General features: G+C 70.5%; 14 protein-coding genes. 7 read left to right on the forward strand and 7 right to left on the reverse strand.

Translation table 11 applies throughout. The features are described 5' to 3' along the window. Positions 1-11: 11 nt before the first annotated feature. A complete protein-coding gene (locus tag ABZT03_RS21900) occupies positions 12-683 on the forward strand; it encodes a response regulator transcription factor (RefSeq protein WP_086728460.1) in 672 nt (223 codons plus the stop codon). Positions 684-752: 69 nt separating this feature from the next. Here the strand turns inward: ABZT03_RS21900 and ABZT03_RS21905 are convergent, their stop codons facing one another. The 3 genes from ABZT03_RS21905 to metH form a co-directional block, all read right to left on the reverse strand. After that, complete coding sequence (locus ABZT03_RS21905) at positions 753-2,351, reverse strand: ABC transporter substrate-binding protein (protein WP_356041728.1); 1,599 nt, start codon at positions 2,349-2,351, stop codon at positions 753-755. A gap of 423 nt (positions 2,352-2,774) precedes the next feature. Beyond that, the gene (locus ABZT03_RS21910) at positions 2,775-3,473 is read right to left on the reverse strand and encodes an HAD family phosphatase (protein WP_356041730.1); all 699 of its coding nucleotides are present in this window, start codon (positions 3,471-3,473) and stop codon (positions 2,775-2,777) included. Positions 3,474-3,718: 245 nt separating this feature from the next. After that, entirely contained in the window at positions 3,719-7,234 is a 3,516-nt protein-coding gene (gene metH, locus ABZT03_RS21915; protein ID WP_356041732.1) for a methionine synthase, read from the reverse strand. Between the two features lie 286 nt (positions 7,235-7,520). Between metH and ABZT03_RS21920 the strand changes: the two genes are divergently transcribed. From ABZT03_RS21920 to ABZT03_RS21945, 6 genes are all read left to right on the forward strand, one after another. Beyond that, complete coding sequence (locus ABZT03_RS21920) at positions 7,521-8,285, forward strand: IclR family transcriptional regulator (RefSeq protein WP_356041734.1); 765 nt, start codon at positions 7,521-7,523, stop codon at positions 8,283-8,285. A 378-nt stretch (positions 8,286-8,663) separates the two neighbouring features. Further along, on the forward strand, positions 8,664-9,458 hold the full coding sequence (locus tag ABZT03_RS21925; RefSeq protein ID WP_356041736.1) for an MIP/aquaporin family protein: 795 nt from the start codon (positions 8,664-8,666) through the stop codon (positions 9,456-9,458). A 121-nt stretch (positions 9,459-9,579) separates the two neighbouring features. After that, positions 9,580-11,118, forward strand: a complete 1,539-nt coding sequence (gene glpK, locus ABZT03_RS21930) for a glycerol kinase GlpK (protein WP_356041737.1) — start codon at positions 9,580-9,582, stop codon at positions 11,116-11,118. A gap of 9 nt (positions 11,119-11,127) precedes the next feature. Then, on the forward strand, positions 11,128-12,744 hold the full coding sequence (locus ABZT03_RS21935) for a glycerol-3-phosphate dehydrogenase/oxidase (RefSeq protein WP_356041739.1): 1,617 nt from the start codon (positions 11,128-11,130) through the stop codon (positions 12,742-12,744). 406 nt (positions 12,745-13,150) lie between these two features. Further along, positions 13,151-13,822: a FadR/GntR family transcriptional regulator gene (locus ABZT03_RS21940; protein ID WP_356041741.1), complete on the forward strand. Its 672-nt coding sequence runs from the start codon at positions 13,151-13,153 to the stop codon at positions 13,820-13,822. Positions 13,823-14,151: 329 nt separating this feature from the next. Beyond that, positions 14,152-15,135: a PAC2 family protein gene (locus ABZT03_RS21945; protein ID WP_356041743.1), complete on the forward strand. Its 984-nt coding sequence runs from the start codon at positions 14,152-14,154 to the stop codon at positions 15,133-15,135. 172 nt (positions 15,136-15,307) lie between these two features. On the opposite strand, the gene mshC is transcribed toward ABZT03_RS21945, so the two are convergent. The 4 genes from mshC to ABZT03_RS21965 form a co-directional block, all read right to left on the reverse strand. After that, positions 15,308-16,537 carry a cysteine--1-D-myo-inosityl 2-amino-2-deoxy-alpha-D-glucopyranoside ligase gene (gene mshC, locus ABZT03_RS21950; protein WP_356041745.1) on the reverse strand — a complete coding sequence of 410 codons (1,230 nt, stop codon included), beginning with the start codon at positions 16,535-16,537 and terminating at the stop codon, positions 15,308-15,310. 150 nt (positions 16,538-16,687) lie between these two features. Then, positions 16,688-17,521: an SCO1664 family protein gene (locus ABZT03_RS21955; protein ID WP_356041747.1), complete on the reverse strand. Its 834-nt coding sequence runs from the start codon at positions 17,519-17,521 to the stop codon at positions 16,688-16,690. Then, entirely contained in the window at positions 17,485-18,075 is a 591-nt protein-coding gene (locus ABZT03_RS21960) for a DUF3090 domain-containing protein (RefSeq protein WP_356041750.1), read from the reverse strand. The genes ABZT03_RS21955 and ABZT03_RS21960 overlap by 37 nt, the downstream gene beginning before the upstream one ends. Before the next feature lie 114 nt (positions 18,076-18,189). Next, positions 18,190-18,876, reverse strand: a complete 687-nt coding sequence (locus ABZT03_RS21965) for a histidine phosphatase family protein (protein WP_356041751.1) — start codon at positions 18,874-18,876, stop codon at positions 18,190-18,192. Positions 18,877-18,918 lie beyond the last annotated feature (42 nt).

Raw genomic sequence — 18,918 nt, forward strand, 5'->3', positions numbered from 1 at the left:
AGGAGACTTACGTGGCCATCCGCGTCCTACTGGTCGACGACCAGCCGCTCCTGCGTACGGGCTTCCGCATGATCCTGGAGGCGGAGCAGGACCTCGCGGTCGTCGGCGAGGCCGGAGACGGCCTGCAGGCTCTGGATCAGGTGCGGGCGCTTCAGCCCGATGTGGTGTTGATGGACATCCGCATGCCGCGGATGGACGGCGTGGAGGCGACCCGGCAGATCACCGGTCCGGGCCGGGACGGTCCGGCGAAGGTGCTGGTGCTGACCACGTTCGATCTCGACGAGTACGTGGTGGAGGCGCTGCGGGCCGGTGCCAGCGGGTTCCTGCTGAAGGACGCCCCGGCCGACGAGCTGGTCCAGGCGATCCGGGTGGTGGCCGCGGGCGAGGCGATGCTCGCGCCGAGCATCACGCGCCGGCTGCTCGACAAGTACGCCACGCATCTGCCGTCCGGTGACGAGCCGGTGCCGGACACCCTGCACACGCTGACCGAGCGTGAGGTGGAGGTGCTGAAGCTGGTGGCGCGGGGGCTGTCGAACGCGGAGATCGCCGCCGACCTGTTCGTCAGCGAGACCACCGTCAAGACGCACGTGGGCCACGTCCTGACGAAGCTGGGGCTGCGGGACCGGGTGCAGGCCGCGGTGTACGCGTACGAGAGTGGTCTGGTGCGTCCCGGGGCGCAGTAGGAAGCGGTTGTACGACGCGAAGGGCGCCCCCTCGGTGGAGGGGGCGCCCTTCGTCGTGTGCGGGGGTGCTCAGCTCACGCCGCGGCTGAGCTCCCACAGCTGCAGGGTGGCGGAGGAGTTGAGCGCGTAGGCGGTGCCGGTGACGTTGTCCCGGGCGGCGACGTACTGCTTGCCCTGCCACAGCGGGAGGAGCGGGACCTCGTCGGCGACGATGTCCTGAATCTGCGTCAGGCTGGAGGCGGCGGCCAGTCGGTCGGCCTCGCGGCGGGACTCCGGGATCAGCTTGGTGCGGATCTGGGCGTTGGCGTAGGGCAGCTTGAGGAAGTTGTCCTTGTCGAGGAACGGCGCCAGGTAGTTGTCGGCGTCGGGGAAGTCGGGGAACCAGCCCATGCCCCAGACCTCGTAGGAGCCCTTGCGCTCGGCCGGCACGAACGCGTCCCAGGCGGTGCCCTTGATGGTCACGTCGAACAGGCCGCTGTCGTTGAGCTGCTTCTGGAGAAGCTCGAACTCCTGCTTGGTGGCGGAGCCGTAGTGGTCGGTCGTGTAGTTCAGCGTCAGCTTCACCGGGGTGGTGATGTTGGCGTCCGCCAGCATCGTCTTGGCCTTGCCCACGCTGGGGTCGCCGTACTTGTTGAAGAAGGCGTTGGAGTGGCCGGTGATGGACGCCGGGACCAGCGAGTACAGGGGCTGCGCGGCGGAGCCGTAGACCTTGGAGGTCAGTTCGCTGCGGTTGATGATCTGCGCCATCGCCTGGCGGACGGCCTTGGTCTTCACACCGGGGTCGTTGGTGTTGAAGGCCAGGTAGCGGATTTCCAGGCCGGGCATCTCGACGAGGTCGACGTTGCCGTCGGAGTCGTCGGTGAGCTTCTTGATCTGCGCCGGGGACATGGTGCGGGTCATGACGTCGAGGTCGCCCTTGGCGAGGGCGTCGCCCATGGCGTCCGCGGTCTCGAAGGAGCGCATGTCGACTTCTTCGTTGTTCACCTTGAGCGTCCCCTTGTAGTTGGGGTTCTTGGTGAACACGGCGTTGGTGATCTCGTCGTTCTTGACCTCGGCCCGCAGTGTGTAGGGGCCGGAGCCGTCCACGTCGAAGCCGTCGCGCAGCTTGTTCTTCGCGTAGTCGTCGGGGTTGACGATGCCGGCGACCGGGGTCGACAGCTTGAACGGGAAGGTGGCGTCGGCGGTCTTGAGGTGGAAGATGACCTCGCGGTCGCCCTGGGTCTCGACGGTGTCGATGGTGGACAGCAGGGCGAACACACCACTGTCGGCCTTGATCGCGAGGGCCCGGTCGATCGAGTACTTCACGTCCGCGGCGGTGATGGCGTCGCCGTTGGCGAACTTGAGGCCCTCACGCAGCTTGCACGCGTAGCGCTCGTTGCCGCTGTCGGTGAAGCCGCAGCTCTCCGCCGCCTCGGGGACGGGGTCGCCCTCGCCCTTGGGCTGGATCATCAGGGTCTGCACGGTCTGGCGCAGGATGTTCCAGGTGCCGACGTCGTAGGCGTAGGCCGGGTCGAGGGGGGCCGGCGCGTCCTTGGAGGCGATGAACCGGTCCGTGGTGCCGACCTTGATCGCGTCCCCGCCACTTCCGCTTCCGGACCCGCCACAGGCGGCGAGCACCGGAGCGAGCAGGCCGACCACGGCAGGCAGCACCAAAGTCTTGCGGTTCATGCTCGAGTTTCTCCAGAGCTGTTCAGGTCCGTGTACCCGGCATGCAGGGGTGTCGCGGCGGATCACGGGGGTAGGGGCGATGTTCTCGCGACGAGATTAGTCCGGACCGGCACGGGGGTTCGCCGTCATCACGATGAAGGGCCCATCACGGAGCGAAACCGGGTGCGGACAGACCGAAAACCCGACAGGGGAAGGATTAGTGCAGCGTTCCATTAATCGGGACACAAGGGCGCGCCCACGGTGCCCGAAACGGGGTGAACAGCACACCGGGGGCCCACTGTCGACCCTTGTCCACGTGGGGAAGCTCACAGTCGCGGCGATGCGGGACCGTACCGGAATTCAGCCATCCGGCAGGTTTCGAATTCTTTCGATCCCGACGCCGGGGGAATTCCCGCCTATCCGGTTGGCACGCTGGGTGAACGGCTAGCGCATTTCCGTCATCAGTCCGTGCAGGAATGCCAGGTCGACGTCTTCCAGGGAGCCGACGACCGTGCGCCGGGCGGCCGGGCCGATCGGGGCCACGGAGGGCACGACCACCACATGGCAGCCGGCGGCCTCCGCCGAGGCGACGCCGGTCGCGGTGTCCTCGACGACCGCGCATCTGGCCGGATCGACACCGAGTCCGGCGGCGGCGAACAGGTACGGGTCGGGGTGCGGCTTCGTCCGCGGGACCTCGTCACCGGCGACCGTCAGTCCGAAGGGGTGCCCGAGGGAGGTGAGGACCCGGTCGATGATCCGCCGGTGGGAGGCCGAGACCAGGGCGGTGGGGACGCCGTGGGCGGCCAGTTCGGCCAGCAGCCGGGCGGCGCCCGGCATCAGCGGGAGGGTGCTGCGGATGCGGTCCTCGAAGCCGTCGTTGAGCAGGACCGCGAGCTCGGGGAGGGCGATGTCGGCACCGGTGGCCTCGATCAGGAAGCCGGCGCTGCGGGTCATGGGACCGCCGACCACGACATGGCGCCAGGAGTCGTCGAGGGTGTGGCCCAGGCGGGCGAAGATCTCGACCTCGACGTCCCACCAGAACCCCTCGGTGTCCACGAGGGTTCCGTCCATGTCGAGGAGAACGGCCTGCAGGGCTGAGCCTTCGGCCGTAAGGGTTCCGAGCGCGGGGACCGTACTGGTCATCCTGGCGCACCTCCTTGAGGGACGACCAGGCCGGTTCCCAAGAAGGGAACCGGCCTGCGGTGGACCGACCAGTGTACGACTTATCCGATCAGTGTGCGTCTTCACCGATCATCGCGCGTGTTGCGGGGCCCCGGGCCTTCTGGCCCCCGGGGTCCCCGGCGGTCACGTGCTGGGGATCCGGGCGGCCACGTGCCGGGGGCCCGGGCGGCCACGTGCCCGGGGTCCGGGGCCTCTCGCACCGGGCGTCACCTGGCGTTGAAGTACTTCGCTTCCGGGTGGTGGATGACGATGGCGTCGGTGGACTGCTCGGGGTGCAGCTGGAACTCCTCGGAGAGGTGGACGCCGATGCGCTCGGGCTGGAGCAGCTCGGCGATCTTGGCGCGGTCCTCCAGGTTCGGGCAGGCGCCGTAGCCGAGGGAGAAGCGCGCGCCGCGGTACTTGAGGGCGAACATGTCCTCCATCACGCCGGGGTCCTCACCGGCGAAGCCCAGTTCCGAACGCACCCGGGCGTGCCAGTACTCGGCGAGCGCCTCGGCCAACTGCACGGACAGGCCGTGCAGTTCGAGGTAGTCGCGGTAGGCGTCGGCGGCGAACAACTCTGCTGTCCGCTCGCCGATCCGGGAGCCCACGGTGACGACCTGGAGGCCGACCACGTCCGTCTCCCCCGACTCCTCCGGGCGGAAGAAGTCGGCCAGGCACAGGCGGCGGCCGCGGCGCTGGCGAGGGAAGGTGAACCGGGTGCGTTCGTTGCCCTGTTCGTCCAGGAGGATCAGGTCGTCGTCCTTGGACACACAGGGGAAGTAGCCGTAGACGACGGCTGCCTCCAGCAGGTTCTCCGTCTGGAGCCGGTCCAGCAGACCGCGCAGCCGGGGCCGGCCCTCGGTCTCGACGAGGTCCTCGTAGGTGGGTCCCTCGCCGGTGCGGGACTGCTTGAGGCCCCACTGGCCCTTGAACAGCGCGCCCTCGTCCAGCCAGCTCGCGTACTCCTTGAGCTGGATGCCCTTGACCACCCGGGTGCCCCAGAAGGGGGGTCGGGGGATCGGGTTGTCGGTGGCCACGTCGGAGCGGACGTGGCCTTCCTCGGGGCGTTCCTCGACGATCGTGTCGGCGGCGGCGCGCACCCGGCGCTGCTTGAGTTCGGGCAGCTTCGCTCCGGGAACGCCCCGCTTGACGCCGATGAGGGCGTCCATCAGGCGCAGGCCCTCGAAGGCGTCGCGGGCGTAGCGGACCTCGCCTTCGTAGATCTCGTGGAGGTCCTGTTCGACGTAGGCGCGGGTGAGGGCCGCGCCGCCGAGGATGACGGGGTAGTCCGCGGCGAGCTTGCGCTGGTTGAGCTCCTGCAGGTTCTCCTTCATGATCACCGTGGACTTCACCAGCAGACCCGACATCCCGATCACGTCCGCGCGGTGCTCCTCGGCGGCCTCCAGGATCGCGGAGACCGGCTGCTTGATACCGAGGTTGACGACGGTGTAGCCGTTGTTGGACAGGATGATGTCGACCAGGTTCTTGCCGATGTCGTGCACGTCGCCACGCACCGTGGCCAGCACGATGGTGCCCTTGCCCTCCGCGTCCGACTTCTCCATGTGCGGCTCGAGATGGGCCACGGCCGTCTTCATCACCTCGGCGGACTGCAGCACGAACGGCAACTGCATCTGCCCCGACCCGAACAGCTCACCGACCACCTTCATGCCGTCCAGCAGCGTCTCGTTGACGATGTCCAGCGCCGGCCGGGCCTGCAGCGCCTCGTCGAGGTCCGCCTCCAGACCGTTCTTCTCCCCGTCGATGATCCGCCGCTTCAACCGCTCGTCCAGCGGCAGCGCCGCCAGCTCCTCCGCCCGGCCCGCCTGCAGCGACTTCGAGGTGGCACCCTCGAACAACTGCATCAGCTTCTGCAGCGGGTCATACCCCTCCGCACGCCGGTCGTAGACCAGGTCCAGGGCGGTGGCCACCTGCTCCTGATCGAACCGGGCGATCGGCAGGATCTTCGACGCGTGCACGATCGCCGAATCCAGACCCGCCTTCACACACTCGTCCAAGAACACCGAGTTGAGCAGGACCCGGGCGGCCGGGTTCAGGCCGAAGGAGATGTTCGACAGGCCCAGCGTGGTCTGTACGTCCGGACGGCGCCGCTTGAGCTCCCGGATCGCTTCGATGGTGGCGATGCCGTCCTTGCGGGACTCCTCCTGACCGGTGCAGATCGTGAAGGTCAGACAGTCGATGAGGATGTCCGACTCGTGCACACCCCAGTTCGTGGTCAGGTCCTCGATGAGCCGCTCGGCGATGGCGACCTTCGTCTCGACGGTCCGGGCCTGGCCCTCCTCGTCGATGGTCAGCGCGATCAACGCCGCCCCGTGCTCCCGCGCCAGCGCCGTGACCTTCGCGAAACGCGACTCCGGACCGTCACCGTCCTCGTAGTTGACGGAGTTGAGGACCGCTCGGCCGCCCAGCTTCTCCAGACCCGCCCGCAGCACCTCCACCTCGGTGGAGTCGAGCACGATCGGCAGCGTCGAGGCCGTCGCGAACCGGCCCGCCAGCTCCTGCATGTCCGCCACACCGTCACGGCCCACGTAGTCCACACACAGATCCAGCATGTGCGCGCCCTCACGGATCTGGTCGCGGACCATCTCCACACAGTCGTCCCAGCGACCCGCCAGCATCGCCTCACGGAACTTCTTCGACCCGTTGGCGTTCGTCCGCTCACCGATCGCCATATAGGCCGTGTCCTGCCGGAACGGCACACTCTGGTAGAGGGAGGCGGCACCCGGCTCGGGCTGCGGACGCCGCTCGGGGGGCGTGACCTCGCGGACCCGCTCCACGAGCTGACGCAGGTGCTCCGGCGTCGTACCGCAGCAGCCGCCCACCAGCGAGAGACCGTACTCGCCGACGAAGTTCTCCTGTGCGTCGGCCAGGCCCTCGGGGTCGAGCGGGAAGTGGGCGCCGTCCTTGGTCAGTACCGGCAGACCGGCGTTCGGCATGCACAGCAGGGGGATGCGGGAGTGGCGCGTGAGGTAGCGCAGGTGCTCGCTCATCTCGGCGGGGCCGGTCGAGCAGTTGAGGCCGATCATGTCGATGCCGAGCGGCTCCAGCGCGGTCAGCGCGGCACCGATCTCCGAGCCGAGCAGCATGGTGCCGGTGGTCTCGAAGGCCATCGACACCAGCAGGGGTACCTGGACTCCGGTGGCCTCCATCGCGCGGTGGGCGCCCAGGACCGAGGACTTCGTCTGGAGCAGGTCCTGAGTGGTCTCGACGATCAGGGCGTCGGCGCCGCCGGCGAGCAGGCCCTCGGCGTTCTTCTGGAAGCCGTCGCGCAGAGTGCCGTAGGCGACGTGGCCGAGGGTGGGCAGCTTCGTACCGGGGCCGATGGAGCCGAGCACCCAGCGGCGGCGCCCGTCACGGGCACCGAAGCCGTCCGCGACCTCGCGGGCGATGCGGGCGCCCGCCTCGGACAGCTCGTACACGCGGTCGGCGATGTCGTACTCACCGAGCGCCGAGTGGTTCGCCCCGAAGGTGTTCGTCTCCACGCAGTCGACGCCGACCTCGAAGTACGCCTCGTGCACCGAGCGGACGATGTCCGGGCGGGTGAGGTTGAGGATCTCGTTGCAGCCTTCGAGGTTCTCGAAGTCCTCGAGCGTGGGCTCCTGGGCCTGGAGCATGGTGCCCATCGCTCCGTCGGCTACCACCACACGGGTGGCCAGCGCGTCACGGAGCTCGGACACGCGGGTCCGGCTGTCGGCGGAAGGGGTCAGCGGCGACGAGGCCATGAAAAGGGCTCCCTCTAGGTGCGACGGCTGTCGGCTTTGCGCCCGGCCGTGGAACTCTCCGCGGTCGGCGCACGCCGCCAGGGTAACCGGGACCGCGAGGAGATGCCGGGGGCGTCCACGGGGCGGACCCGGGTGACGGGCGGGCCACCGGCGGGATACCAGTGACGCAACAGATGCGGACCGACCATTGGCGGGAGGTCGGGCCCGACCGGTAGTGTTCGACATTGCCGAACGGCGGCAGCGACGTCGCGGGTCGACGGTCGAAGGGGACGGAGGCAGCACGGCGATGGCACGGAACATCCAGTCGCTCGAACGGGCGGCAGCGATGCTGCGGCTGCTCGCGGGCGGCGAGCGGCGGCTCGGCCTCTCGGACATCGCCTCCTCGCTGGGCCTCGCCAAGGGCACCGCCCACGGCATCCTGCGCACCCTCCAGCACGAGGGCTTCGTGGAGCAGGACGACGCCTCCGGGCGCTACCAGCTGGGCGCCGAGCTGCTGCGCCTTGGCACCACCTACCTCGACGTGCACGAGCTGCGGGCGCGCGCCCTGGTGTGGACGGACGACCTGGCCCGCTCCAGCGGGGAGAGCGTGCACCTGGGCGTGCTCCACCAGCGCGGGGTGCTGATCGTGCACCACGTCTTCCGGCCCGACGACAGCCGGCAGGTCCTGGAGATCGGGGCCATGCAGCCGCTGCACTCCACCGCCCTGGGCAAGGTCCTGTCCGCCTACGACCCGGTCGCGCACAGCGAGGCGCTGGAGGCGGACCGCAAGGCGTTCACCGACCGGACGGTGTACGAGCCGGAGGACTTCGAGCACATCCTCGACCTGACGCGGGCACGCGGCTACGCGGCGGATGTCGAGGAGACCTGGGAGGGCATCTCGTCGGTCGCGGCGCCCATTCACGACCGGCGGCGGATGCCGGTCGGCGCGGTCGGCATCACTGGCGCCGTGGAGCGGCTGTGCCGGGACGGAGAGCTGCGTCCGGAGCTGATCGCAGCCGTCCGTGACTGCGCCCGCGCGGTGTCGCGGGACCTGGGCGCCGGGCGGTTCTGAGAACCCCTGTGCGCGGCGGGCCGGAACGGGTGTGACGTTCCGGCCCTTTTGTCATGCCCAGACACAGAGGGCAAACCAGCCGATCCGCACACGGGGTGCTCGCGAGCGGGCCCTGGGCAACCGAACGCAAGATCGATTTCGTGTCGATGTCGTACGGCGATCAATAACGATCGCGTTTTGGGCAACCGGGCTCTTGACGTGCAGGGAACCCCGGAGCAAGACTCCCGTCCATCGGTCGGCATTGTCGAACACCTACCGGCAATACGCGTTAGAGTGTGACAAGCCAAGGGCCGTACCGCTCTCACTCCCGAGAGCAAGCTCGAACTCCCGGAGGGACCCGGGGTTCGGTCCCCTGGACGAAGGACAAAGGAGTCGCGGGTGTCCAGCTCCGACATCTTCATCGGCGAGACCATCGGTACCGCCATACTCATCCTGCTCGGCGGTGGCGTCTGCGCCGCCGTCACGCTGAAGGCCTCCAAGGCGCGCAACGCCGGCTGGCTCGCCATCACCTTCGGGTGGGGCTTCGCCGTACTGACGGCCGTCTACACCTCGGCGCCGCTCTCCGGCGCCCACCTGAACCCGGCCGTCACGCTCGCACTCGCGATCAAGGACGACGACTGGAGCAACGTTCCGGTCTACTGGGCCGGTCAGCTGCTCGGCGCCGCGATCGGCGCGACCCTGGTCTGGGTCGCCTACTACGGCCAGTTCCACGCGCACCTCACCGACAAGGAGATCGTCGGCGGTCCGGGCGCGCAGGCCACGCAGGCCAAGGCCGTAGAGGCCCAGGAGCAGGGCGCCGGTCCGGTGCTCGGTGTCTTCTCCACCGGCCCGGAGATCCGGGTCGTCTGGCAGAACCTCGCCACGGAGATCATCGGCACCGTCGTGCTGGTGCTCGCGGTCCTCACCCAGGGCCTCAACGACAAGGGCAACGGCCTGGGCACCCTGGGCGCCCTGATCACCGCGCTCGTGGTCGTCTCGATCGGTCTGTCCCTCGGCGGACCGACCGGCTACGCGATCAACCCGGCCCGTGACCTCGGTCCGCGCATCGTGCACGCCCTCCTGCCCCTGCCCAACAAGGGGGGCTCCGACTGGCGCTACGCCTGGATACCGGTGGTCGGCCCGCTGATCGGCGGAGCCGTCGCCGCAGGCATCTACAACGTCGCCTTCGCTTAGAGCATCGAACGTCCAGGCTCCGGACGAGGCCCCGCGCCTCGTCCGCCGAGCAGGGAGCACCGAGCCCCACAGCACGCGCCGTACGTACCGCCCCTCACCCACGGAACTCCAGGAGCAGACAGTGACCGACGCGCACACCGCCGGCCCGTTCATCGCCGCGATCGACCAGGGCACGACCTCGTCCCGCTGCATCGTCTTCGACCGCGACGGCCGGATCGTCTCCGTCGACCAGAAGGAGCACGAGCAGATCTTCCCGAAGCCGGGCTGGGTCGAGCACAACGCCACCGAGATCTGGACCAACGTCGAGGAGGTCGTCGCGGGAGCCATCGCGAAGGCCGGCATCACCCGCGACGACATCAAGGCCATCGGCATCACCAACCAGCGGGAGACCACGCTCCTCTGGGACAAGAACACCGGCGAGCCCGTCCACAACGCCATCGTCTGGCAGGACACCCGCACCGACGCCCTCTGCCGGGAGCTCGGCCGCAACGTCGGCCAGGACCGTTTCCGCCGCGAGACGGGCCTGCCGCTCGCCTCGTACTTCGCCGGCCCCAAGGCCCGCTGGCTGCTCGACAACGTCGAGGGGCTGCGCGAGCGCGCCGAGGCGGGCGACATCCTCTTCGGCACCATGGACAGCTGGGTCATCTGGAACCTGACCGGCGGTGTCAACGGCGGCAAGCACTACACCGACGTCACCAACGCCTCCCGCACCATGCTGATGAACCTGCACACGCTGGAGTGGGACGACAAGATCGCCGAGTCCATCGGCGTCCCGATGAACATGCTCCCGGAGATCCGCTCCTCCGCCGAGGTCTACGGCGAGGTCACTGGCGGCAAGCTGGGCGACCTGCTCGGCGGTATCCCGGTCGCCTCCGCGCTCGGTGACCAGCAGGCGGCCCTGTTCGGCCAGACCTGCTTCGCGGAGGGCGAGGCCAAGTCGACGTACGGCACCGGCACGTTCATGCTGCTGAACACCGGTGAGAAGATCATCAACTCGTACTCGGGGCTGCTGACCACCGTCGGCTACCGGATCGGCGACGCCGCGCCGGTCTACGCCCTGGAGGGCTCGATCGCCGTCACCGGTTCGCTGGTGCAGTGGATGCGCGACCAGATGGGCCTGATCTCCACCGCCGCCGAGATCGAGACGCTCGCGCTCTCGGTCGAGGACAACGGCGGCGCGTACTTCGTGCCGGCCTTCTCCGGTCTGTTCGCCCCGTACTGGCGCTCCGACGCCCGCGGTGTGATCGCCGGCCTCACCCGGTACGTCACCAAGGCGCACCTCGCGCGCGCCGTCCTGGAGGCCACGGCCTGGCAGACCCGTGAGATCACCGACGCCATGACGAAGGACTCCGGCGTCGAACTCGCGGCTCTCAAGGTCGACGGCGGCATGACCTCCAACAACCTGCTGATGCAGACGCTCTCCGACTTCCTGGACGCGCCGGTGGTGCGTCCGATGGTCGCCGAGACCACCTGCCTCGGTGCCGCCTACGCCGCCGGCCTCGCCGTCGGCTTCTGGAACAGCACCGACGACCTGCGCGCGAACTGGCGACGGGCCGCCGAGTGGACCCCCCGCATGGACGCGGAAACCCGCGACCGTGAGTACAAGAGCTGGCTCAAGGCCGTCGAGCGGACCATGGGCTGGCTCGAGGACGAGGAGTAAGAACCCCACATGACCAGTCAGTCCACCCTGCAGTCCGTGCCTGCCCTGGGGACGCACCCGGCCTCCGGCTCCCTCCCGAGCCGCGCCGAGACCCGGGAGCAGCTCTCCAAGGCGTCGTACGACCTTCTCGTGATCGGCGGCGGCATTCTGGGCATCTCCACCGCCTGGCACGCCGCGCAGTCCGGTCTGCGGGTGGCTCTGGTCGACGCCGGCGACTTCGCCGGCGCCACCTCCTCCGCCTCCTCCAAGCTTCTCCACGGCGGTCTGCGCTACCTGCAGACCGGCGCGGTGAAGCTGGTGGCGGAGAACCACTTCGAGCGCCGTGCGGTCTCCCGTCAGGTGGCTCCCCACCTGGCGAACCCGCTCACGTTCTACCTCCCCGTGTACAAGGGCGGGCCGCACGGCGCGGCGAAGCTCGGGGCGGGCGTGTTCGCCTACTCCGCGCTGTCGGCGTTCGGTGACGGCGTCGGGCACCTGCTGTCTCCGGCGAAGGCCGCGCAGGACGTGCCCGAGCTGCGCACCGACAACCTCAAGGCCGTGGCCGTGTACGGCGACGACCAGATGAACGACGCCCGCATGGCGCTGATGACGGTCCGCGCGGCCGTCGAGGCGGGCGCGGTGGTCCTCAACCACGCCGAGGTGACCGGTCTGCGCTTCACCAAGGGCCGGGTGACGGGCGCCGACCTGCGCGACCGCACCTCCGGGGACGAGTTCGGCGTCAACGCCCGGCTCGTGCTCAACGCGACCGGCCCGTGGGTCGACCACCTGCGCAGGATGGAGGACGCGAACGCGGCGCCGTCCATCCGGCTGTCCAAGGGCGCGCACCTGGTGCTGAAGCGCACCTCGCCCTGGAAGGCCGCGCTGGCCACCCCGATCGACAAGTACCGCATCACCTTCGCCCTGCCCTGGGAGGACATGCTGCTGCTCGGCACGACCGACGAGGAGTACGAGGGTGACCCGGCGGACGTGGCGGTGACCGAGAAGGACACCGCCCAGATACTCGACGAGGCCGCGTTCTCCGTCCGTGACCAGCAGCTGAGCCGGGATCTCATCACGTACGCCTTCGCGGGTCTGCGAGTGCTGCCGGGTGGTCCCGGTGACACGGCGAAGGCCAAGCGCGAGACGGTGGTGACCGAGGGCAGGGGCGGCATGCTGTCCGTGGCCGGCGGCAAGTGGACCACCTTCCGGCACATCGGCCGTACGGTGATGCAGAAGCTGGAGGCGCTGCCGGGTCACCCGCTGGGTGAGGACTTCGAGCCGATCGCCTCGCTGCCGAAGAAGCTGCCGCTGCCGGGCGTCGCCAACCCCCGGGCCGTGGCCCACCGTCTGTTGGTGGACAACCCGGCGCCGGGTCCGCGGATGGCGGCCGACACCGCGCGCCACCTGGCGACGCACTACGGTTCGCTGGCCTTCGACATCGCCCGGCTGGCGAACGAGAACCCGGAACTGGCCGAGCGGGTCCACCCGGACGCGCCCGAGATCTGGGCGCAGGTCGTCTACGCCCGCGACCACGAGTGGGCCGAGACGCAGGACGACGTGCTGCGCCGCCGTACGACCCTGACGATCCGCGGTCTGGCCACGGACGACGTGCGGGCGAAGGTGCAGGACCTGCTCGACAAGAAGTAGGCGCCGAGAAGCAGGCGAGGAGCGGGCGCCCCGGCGTCCGCGCAGAGCGAGGGGCGGCTCCCGTCAGGGGGGCCGCCCCTCGCTCGCACGCGCCGTACGCCTCCTGCCGGACGCCTGTGCCCAGCAGGGCGGGAAAGCGCCCCCGGGCGCTCCCCCGATGCCTCGGACGCGGAGGCGGAGGCGGAGGCGGCCAGGATTCTCGCGTCTCACCCGTCGAGACGCTGGACGCGTGCAGGACACCGGCGCCGACCGGCGGACGCCGGGCCGGATCGGGCGTCGGCGAGGCCCGTCGCCGGTACCGGCGACGCCCGGCGGGCGGCCCGTGATCGCCGATCTGGCAACAGTCGCCTGAACAGGCCCCATAATGTGCTGAGACATCCGATGTCCGGGCGACAGGGAGGCGGCCGTGGCAGTCACCGATGAGGCGATCGAGAAGATCAAGGGGATGATCGTCTCCGGCGCGCTGCGTCCCGGCGACCGGTTGCCCAAGGAGAGCGAACTCGCCGCCGAGCTGGGGTTGTCCCGCAACTCCCTGCGGGAGGCGGTACGCGCGCTGTCCCTGATCCGGATCCTGGACGTGCGGCAGGGCGACGGCACCTACGTGACCAGCCTCGATCCGCAACTGCTGCTGGAGGCGCTCAGCTTCGTCGTGGACTTCCACCGCGACGACACCGTCCTGGAGTTCCTCGCCGTACGGCGCATTCTGGAGCCGGCCGCCACGGCGATGGCGGCCACCCGCATCAGCGAGCAGCAACTGGACGCGCTCAACGCCCAGATGGACAAGCTGGGCGAGGCGCCCTCGGTGGAGGAACTCGTCGCCTGCGACCTCGACTTCCACCGTGGCATCGTGCAGAGCTCCGGCAACTCGGTGCTGTGCTCCCTGCTCGACGGACTCTCCGGCCCCACCACGCGGGCGCGGATCTGGCGCGGCCTCACCCAGGAGGACGCCGTCACCGGCACCCTGCGTGAACACCGGGCGATCCTGGGCGCGCTGCGGGACCGGGACGCGGAGGCGGCGCGGTCCTGGGCGACCGTGCACATCGCGAGCGTCGAGCAGTGGCTGCGCTCGACACTGTGAGCGCCCGTACGGCCGTGAGGGCGGCGCGGGTTCGCCCACCGCCGCACGCGCGCGTGACCCGTCCGTGCCGCCCCCGCACGGCCGGGCGAGACCGCACCGCACCCTCCGTCCCGGGCGGCCGGTCCGCACGCACGCGGCGAGCCCCTGGCCTGGCGGCTCGGACGACGGCTTCCGCGGCTGCCGTCACAGCTCGGATGACTGAGGGGTGTTCCGGGGTGGCTATCGGGGCAGTGATCCGTTCACTCCCCCGTGCAAGGGGGCTGCGGGCGCCCCCTGCGCACGCCGTAAGGTTGGGGCGTACGCGAGGGCACGTCGGAAGGAGGCGCTGGGTGATCGAGCTCGAGGGGGTTCCCGAGCTGATCGACCCGGTCATGGTGGCCGCGTTCGAGGGCTGGAACGACGCCGGCGACGCCGCCTCCACCGCGGTCGCGCATCTGGACAAGGAATGGAAGGGCGAGGTCTTCGCGGCGCTGGACGCCGAGGACTACTACGACTTCCAGGTGAACCGTCCCACGGTGTGGATGGACGGCGGGGTGCGCAAGATCACCTGGCCCACGACCCGCCTCTCGGTGGTCCGGGTCGGCGGCGACAAGCCGCGCGATCTCGTGCTCGTCCGGGGCATCGAACCGTCCATGCGGTGGCGCTCGTTCTGCAACGAGCTCCTCGGTTTCGCACACGAACTGGGCGTGGAACTGGTGGTCGTCCTGGGCGCCCTGCTCGGTGACACCCCGCACACCCGTCCGGTCCCGGTCAGCGGCGTCACGTCCGACCCGGACCTGGCCCAGCGGATGGACCTGGAGGAGACCAAGTACGAGGGCCCGACGGGCATCGTCGGCATCCTCCAGGAGGCGTGCACGCACGCGGGCGTCCCGGCGGTGTCGCTGTGGGCCGCCGTACCGCACTACGTGTCGCAGCCGCCCAACCCGAAGGCGACGCTGGCCCTCCTGAACCGCCTGGAGGACCTGATCGACATCCGCGTCCCGCTGGGCGAGCTGCCCGAGGACGCGCGTGCCTGGCAGGTCGGGGTGGACCAACTGGCCGCCGAGGACAGCGAGGTCGCCGAGTACGTCCAGTCGCTGGAGGAGGCCCGGGACACCGCGGAGCTGCCGGAGGCGTCCGGCGAGGCGATCGCGCGGGAGTTCGAGCGGTATCTGCGGCGCCGGGACGGGTCCGGTCCGGCGGGCTCCGGCGGCCACGCCACGGCGGACGGCGGTGACGCCCCGCCCTACCTGCGGGACAACCCGGGTCCGCGCGCCAAGCCGCCGAAGCCCCCGAAGCCGGGCACGGACGACGACGAGCCGCCCGAGGACTGAGCGGAGGGCCGGCCGCACGGTCCGTTGCAGGACTCGATCGCGAAATCCGGGCTCCGGGCTCTGGGCCCCGGGCTCCGGGTGACACGACGAAAGAGGGGCGCTTTCCCCGTGATCTCCACGGAGAAGCGCCCCTCTGGCTCAGTGCCCGGGTGCCTGCCCGAGCCCGGGGTCCCTACAGCGCCACGCCCAGCAGCGCGTCCACCGCACGGGAGACGACGCCCGGCGCGCCCTCGTCCGTGCCGCCGTGCTCCTCCTGGCGCGCGGCCCAGCGGTCCACGGCGGCCAGCGCGGCGGGGGCGTCCAGGTCGGCGGCGAGTGCCTCGCGGATCTCCTCGACGAGCGCCTCGGCGGACGGACCGTCGGGCCGGGACACGGCCGCGCGCCAGCGCCCGAGGCGGGTGACGGCGTCCCGGAGGACCTGGTCGGTGTACTCCCAGTCGGCGCGGTAGTGGTGGGCGAGCAGCGCGAGCCGGATGGCGGCGGGGTCGACGCCGTCCTCCCGCAGCTTCGACACGAAGACGAGGTTGCCCTTGGACTTGGACATCTTCTCGCCGTGCAGGGCGACCATGCCGGCGTGCACGTAGGCCTTGGCCATGGGGAACTCGCCGGTCAGCACCTGGGCGTGGGAGGCGCCCATCTCGTGGTGCGGGAAGGCGAGGTCGGATCCGCCGCCCTGGACGTCGAAGCCCATGCCGAGGTGGTCGAGGGCGATGGCGACGCACTCGATGTGCCAGCCGGGCCGGCCGCGCCCGAGGGAACCGCCGTCCCAGCTGGGCTCGCCCTCGCGGGCGGCCATCCACAGCATCGGGTCGAGGGGGTTCTTCTTGCCCGGGCGGTCCGGGTCGCCGCCGCGTTCGGCGGACAGCAGGCGCATCGCTGAGGCGTCCAGGTGGGACACCCCGCCGAAGTGCGGGTCGGACTCGACGGAGAAGTACACGTCCCCGTCGAGTTCGTAGGCGGCGCCCGCGTCCCGCAGCCGCTCGACGAGCGGCACGATGCCGGGTATCGCCTCGACGGCGCCTATGTAGTGCCGCGGCGGCAGCATCCGCAGGGCGGTCATGTCCTCGCGGAAGAGGGTGGTCTCCTTCTCGGCGAGGGCCACCCAGTCGATGCCGTCGCGTTCGGCCCGCTCGAGGAGCGGGTCGTCGACGTCGGTCACGTTCTGGACGTAGTGAACCTGCCGCTTGGTGTCGAGCCACACGCGCTGGACGAGGTCGAACGCGTTGTAGGTCGCCGCGTGACCCAGGTGGGTCGCGTCGTACGGAGTGATGCCGCAGACGTAGATACGGGCGACGGGACCGGGGTCGAGGGTGACCGGACCGCCGGTCGCGGTGTCGTGGATCCTCAGGTCGCGGCCCTGACCAGGCAGGGCGGGGACCTCGGAAGCGGGCCAGGCATGCATGTCATGAGCGTAACCGGCCACGAGTGGCGTATACGAACGGGACCGGTCCGGACGGCCGGTAAGGCGATCTTGCGCGGTACCGGCACCTGTGCTGCGGATTCGAGCGGCGTCCGCTCTGTCCGGATGCGCCGGAAAACGCCCGCCCGCGCGCTACACCGGCGGCCAGGGGATCGCCGGCCACTCCCCGCTCGGCTCGGGGTGCTTCCCGGAGGCCAGCAGGGCGTCGACGCGGGCCCGGGTGGCGTCCAGCTCGGCTCCGGTGATCAGCGTGGTCAGCCGCCGGGCGAGCGCGCCCGAGGCCGTCAGCGCCTCCTGGAGGCCCTTGAGGACCGTGATCGCCTCGTCCGTCAGGGGCTCGCCCGCCCAGCCCCACAGCAGCGTGCGCAGCTTGTTCTCGGCGTTGAAGGTGACGCCGTGATCGATGCCGTACAGCAGGCCGCCCTCGGTGGGCAGCAGGTGGCCGCCCTTTCGGTCGGCGTTGTTGATCACGGCGTCGAGGACGGCCATCCGCCGCAGCCGTTCGTCGTCGGCGTGCACCAGCAGGGCCGTCTTCCCCTCACCGACCTCGGCGAAGCCGATCGCCTTCCAGCCGGGACCGGGTTCCTCGCCGTCGACCAGGGCGAGCAGTTCGGTCTCGGGCGTCACCTCGATCCACAGCTGGCACATCCCCTCGCCGTAAGGGCCCTCCCGCAGCACCGTGGGCGGTACGAGACCCCAGCCGGTCGCCTCGGCGACCTCGTAGGCGGCGACCTCGCGCTGGGCCAGCGTGCCGTCCGGGAAGTCCCACAGGGGGCGCTCGCCGGCGACCGGCTTGTAGACGCAGAACGCCTCCTGCCCGTCGAGGCTCACCGCGCAGTACAGCGCCGCGTTGGACGCCTCGCGGATGCGGCCGCGCACGGTCAGCTCGCCCTCTGCGAGGAGTTCGGCGGGCGGCAGCGGACCGGGCCTCACGCTCCGCGGCGGTATCCGTTCTGGCGCGGACATACGTGTCCTTCCGGGTCGAGCGGGAGGCTGCACAGCGGGCAGGGCGGGCGCCCCGCGTTGACGACGTCCAGGGCGCGCTTGGCGAAGGACCTCGCCTGTACGCCGGTGAGCCGGACCCGCAGCATCGGGGGGCCGTTCTCCTCGTCCTGGAGGAGACGTTCCTCCGCCTCGGCGAGGTCCTCGTCGGTGTCGGCGTCGAGCTCCACCAGGGCCTGCGCCTCGACGATCATGCGCTCTTCCTCGCCGTCCCAGGCCAGCGCCATGGTGCCGACGCGGAACTCCTCCTCGACGGGCGCCTCCAGGGGCGCGGTGTCGGGGACGTCGGCGGGGGCCACGGCCGGGACCGCCGCGTTGCCGCCGCTACGGCGTACGACCTCGTCGAGGAGTTCGTCCATGCGCTCGGCGAGCGCGGCGACCTGCGTCTTCTCCAGGGCCACGCTGGTCACCCGGGGACCGGCGGTGGCCTGGAGGAAGAAGGTACGGCGTCCGGGCAGTCCGACCGTACCGGCCACGAAACGGTCCGGGGGGTCGTAGAGGAACACCTGACGGGACACGTCCTGTCTCCAGTGGAATCGTGGATCGGCATGGGACCGGCCGGCCCCGTCTCCGCGTCACCGCGGGGCAGGTACGGCGCGCTTGCGACCGCTTCACCCTACTGCGCCCGACGATCACGGTGCGCCCGCACCACCCCCGACCGGGGCGTCGTCCGCCGGCGGCTGTTCGCGCGGGGCCAGTGACGCGAAGTCGCCGGTGTCGCCGAGCCGGACGAGGAACGGCCGCAGCCGGGTGTAGCGGATCACCGTGACGGAGCACGGTTCGACCGCGATGCGCTGGAAGAGGTCGAGATGGAGGCCGAGCGCGTCGGCGACCAGGGACTTGATGACGTCGCCGTGGGAGCACATGAGGTAGACCGCGTCGGCGCCGTGATCGCGCTCCACGCGCGCGTTCCACTCGCGCACCGCCTCGGCAGCCCGCGTCTGCATCGCCCGCATCGACTCACCGCCGGGGAACGCGGCCGCGGACGGGTGCGCCTGCACGACCTCCATCAGCGGCTCGTCCTTGAGGTCGGCGAGTTTGCGGCCCGACCAGTCGCCGTAGTGGCACTCCCCGATCCGTTCCTCGGCGTGCGCCGGCAGTCCGGGACGGGCCCGGAGCAGCGGGGCGACCGTCTCCTGGCAGCGCTGCAGCGGGCTGGCGACGACCTCGGCGATCGGCAGCCCGGCGAGCCGCCCGGGCAGCGCGGCGGCCTGGGCCACGCCGCGCTCGTCGAGGGCGACCCCGGGCGTCCACCCGGCGAGGAGTCCCTCGGTGTTGGCGGTGGAGCGTCCGTGCCTGACAAGGATCAGAGTGGGCATGCGAACCAGCGTAGGCGTCCGCCTGATGGTGGCGGCCGCCGG

This window comes from Streptomyces sp. NPDC005574 (assembly GCF_040605435.1).
Classification (GTDB): Bacteria; Actinomycetota; Actinomycetes; order Streptomycetales; family Streptomycetaceae; genus Streptomyces.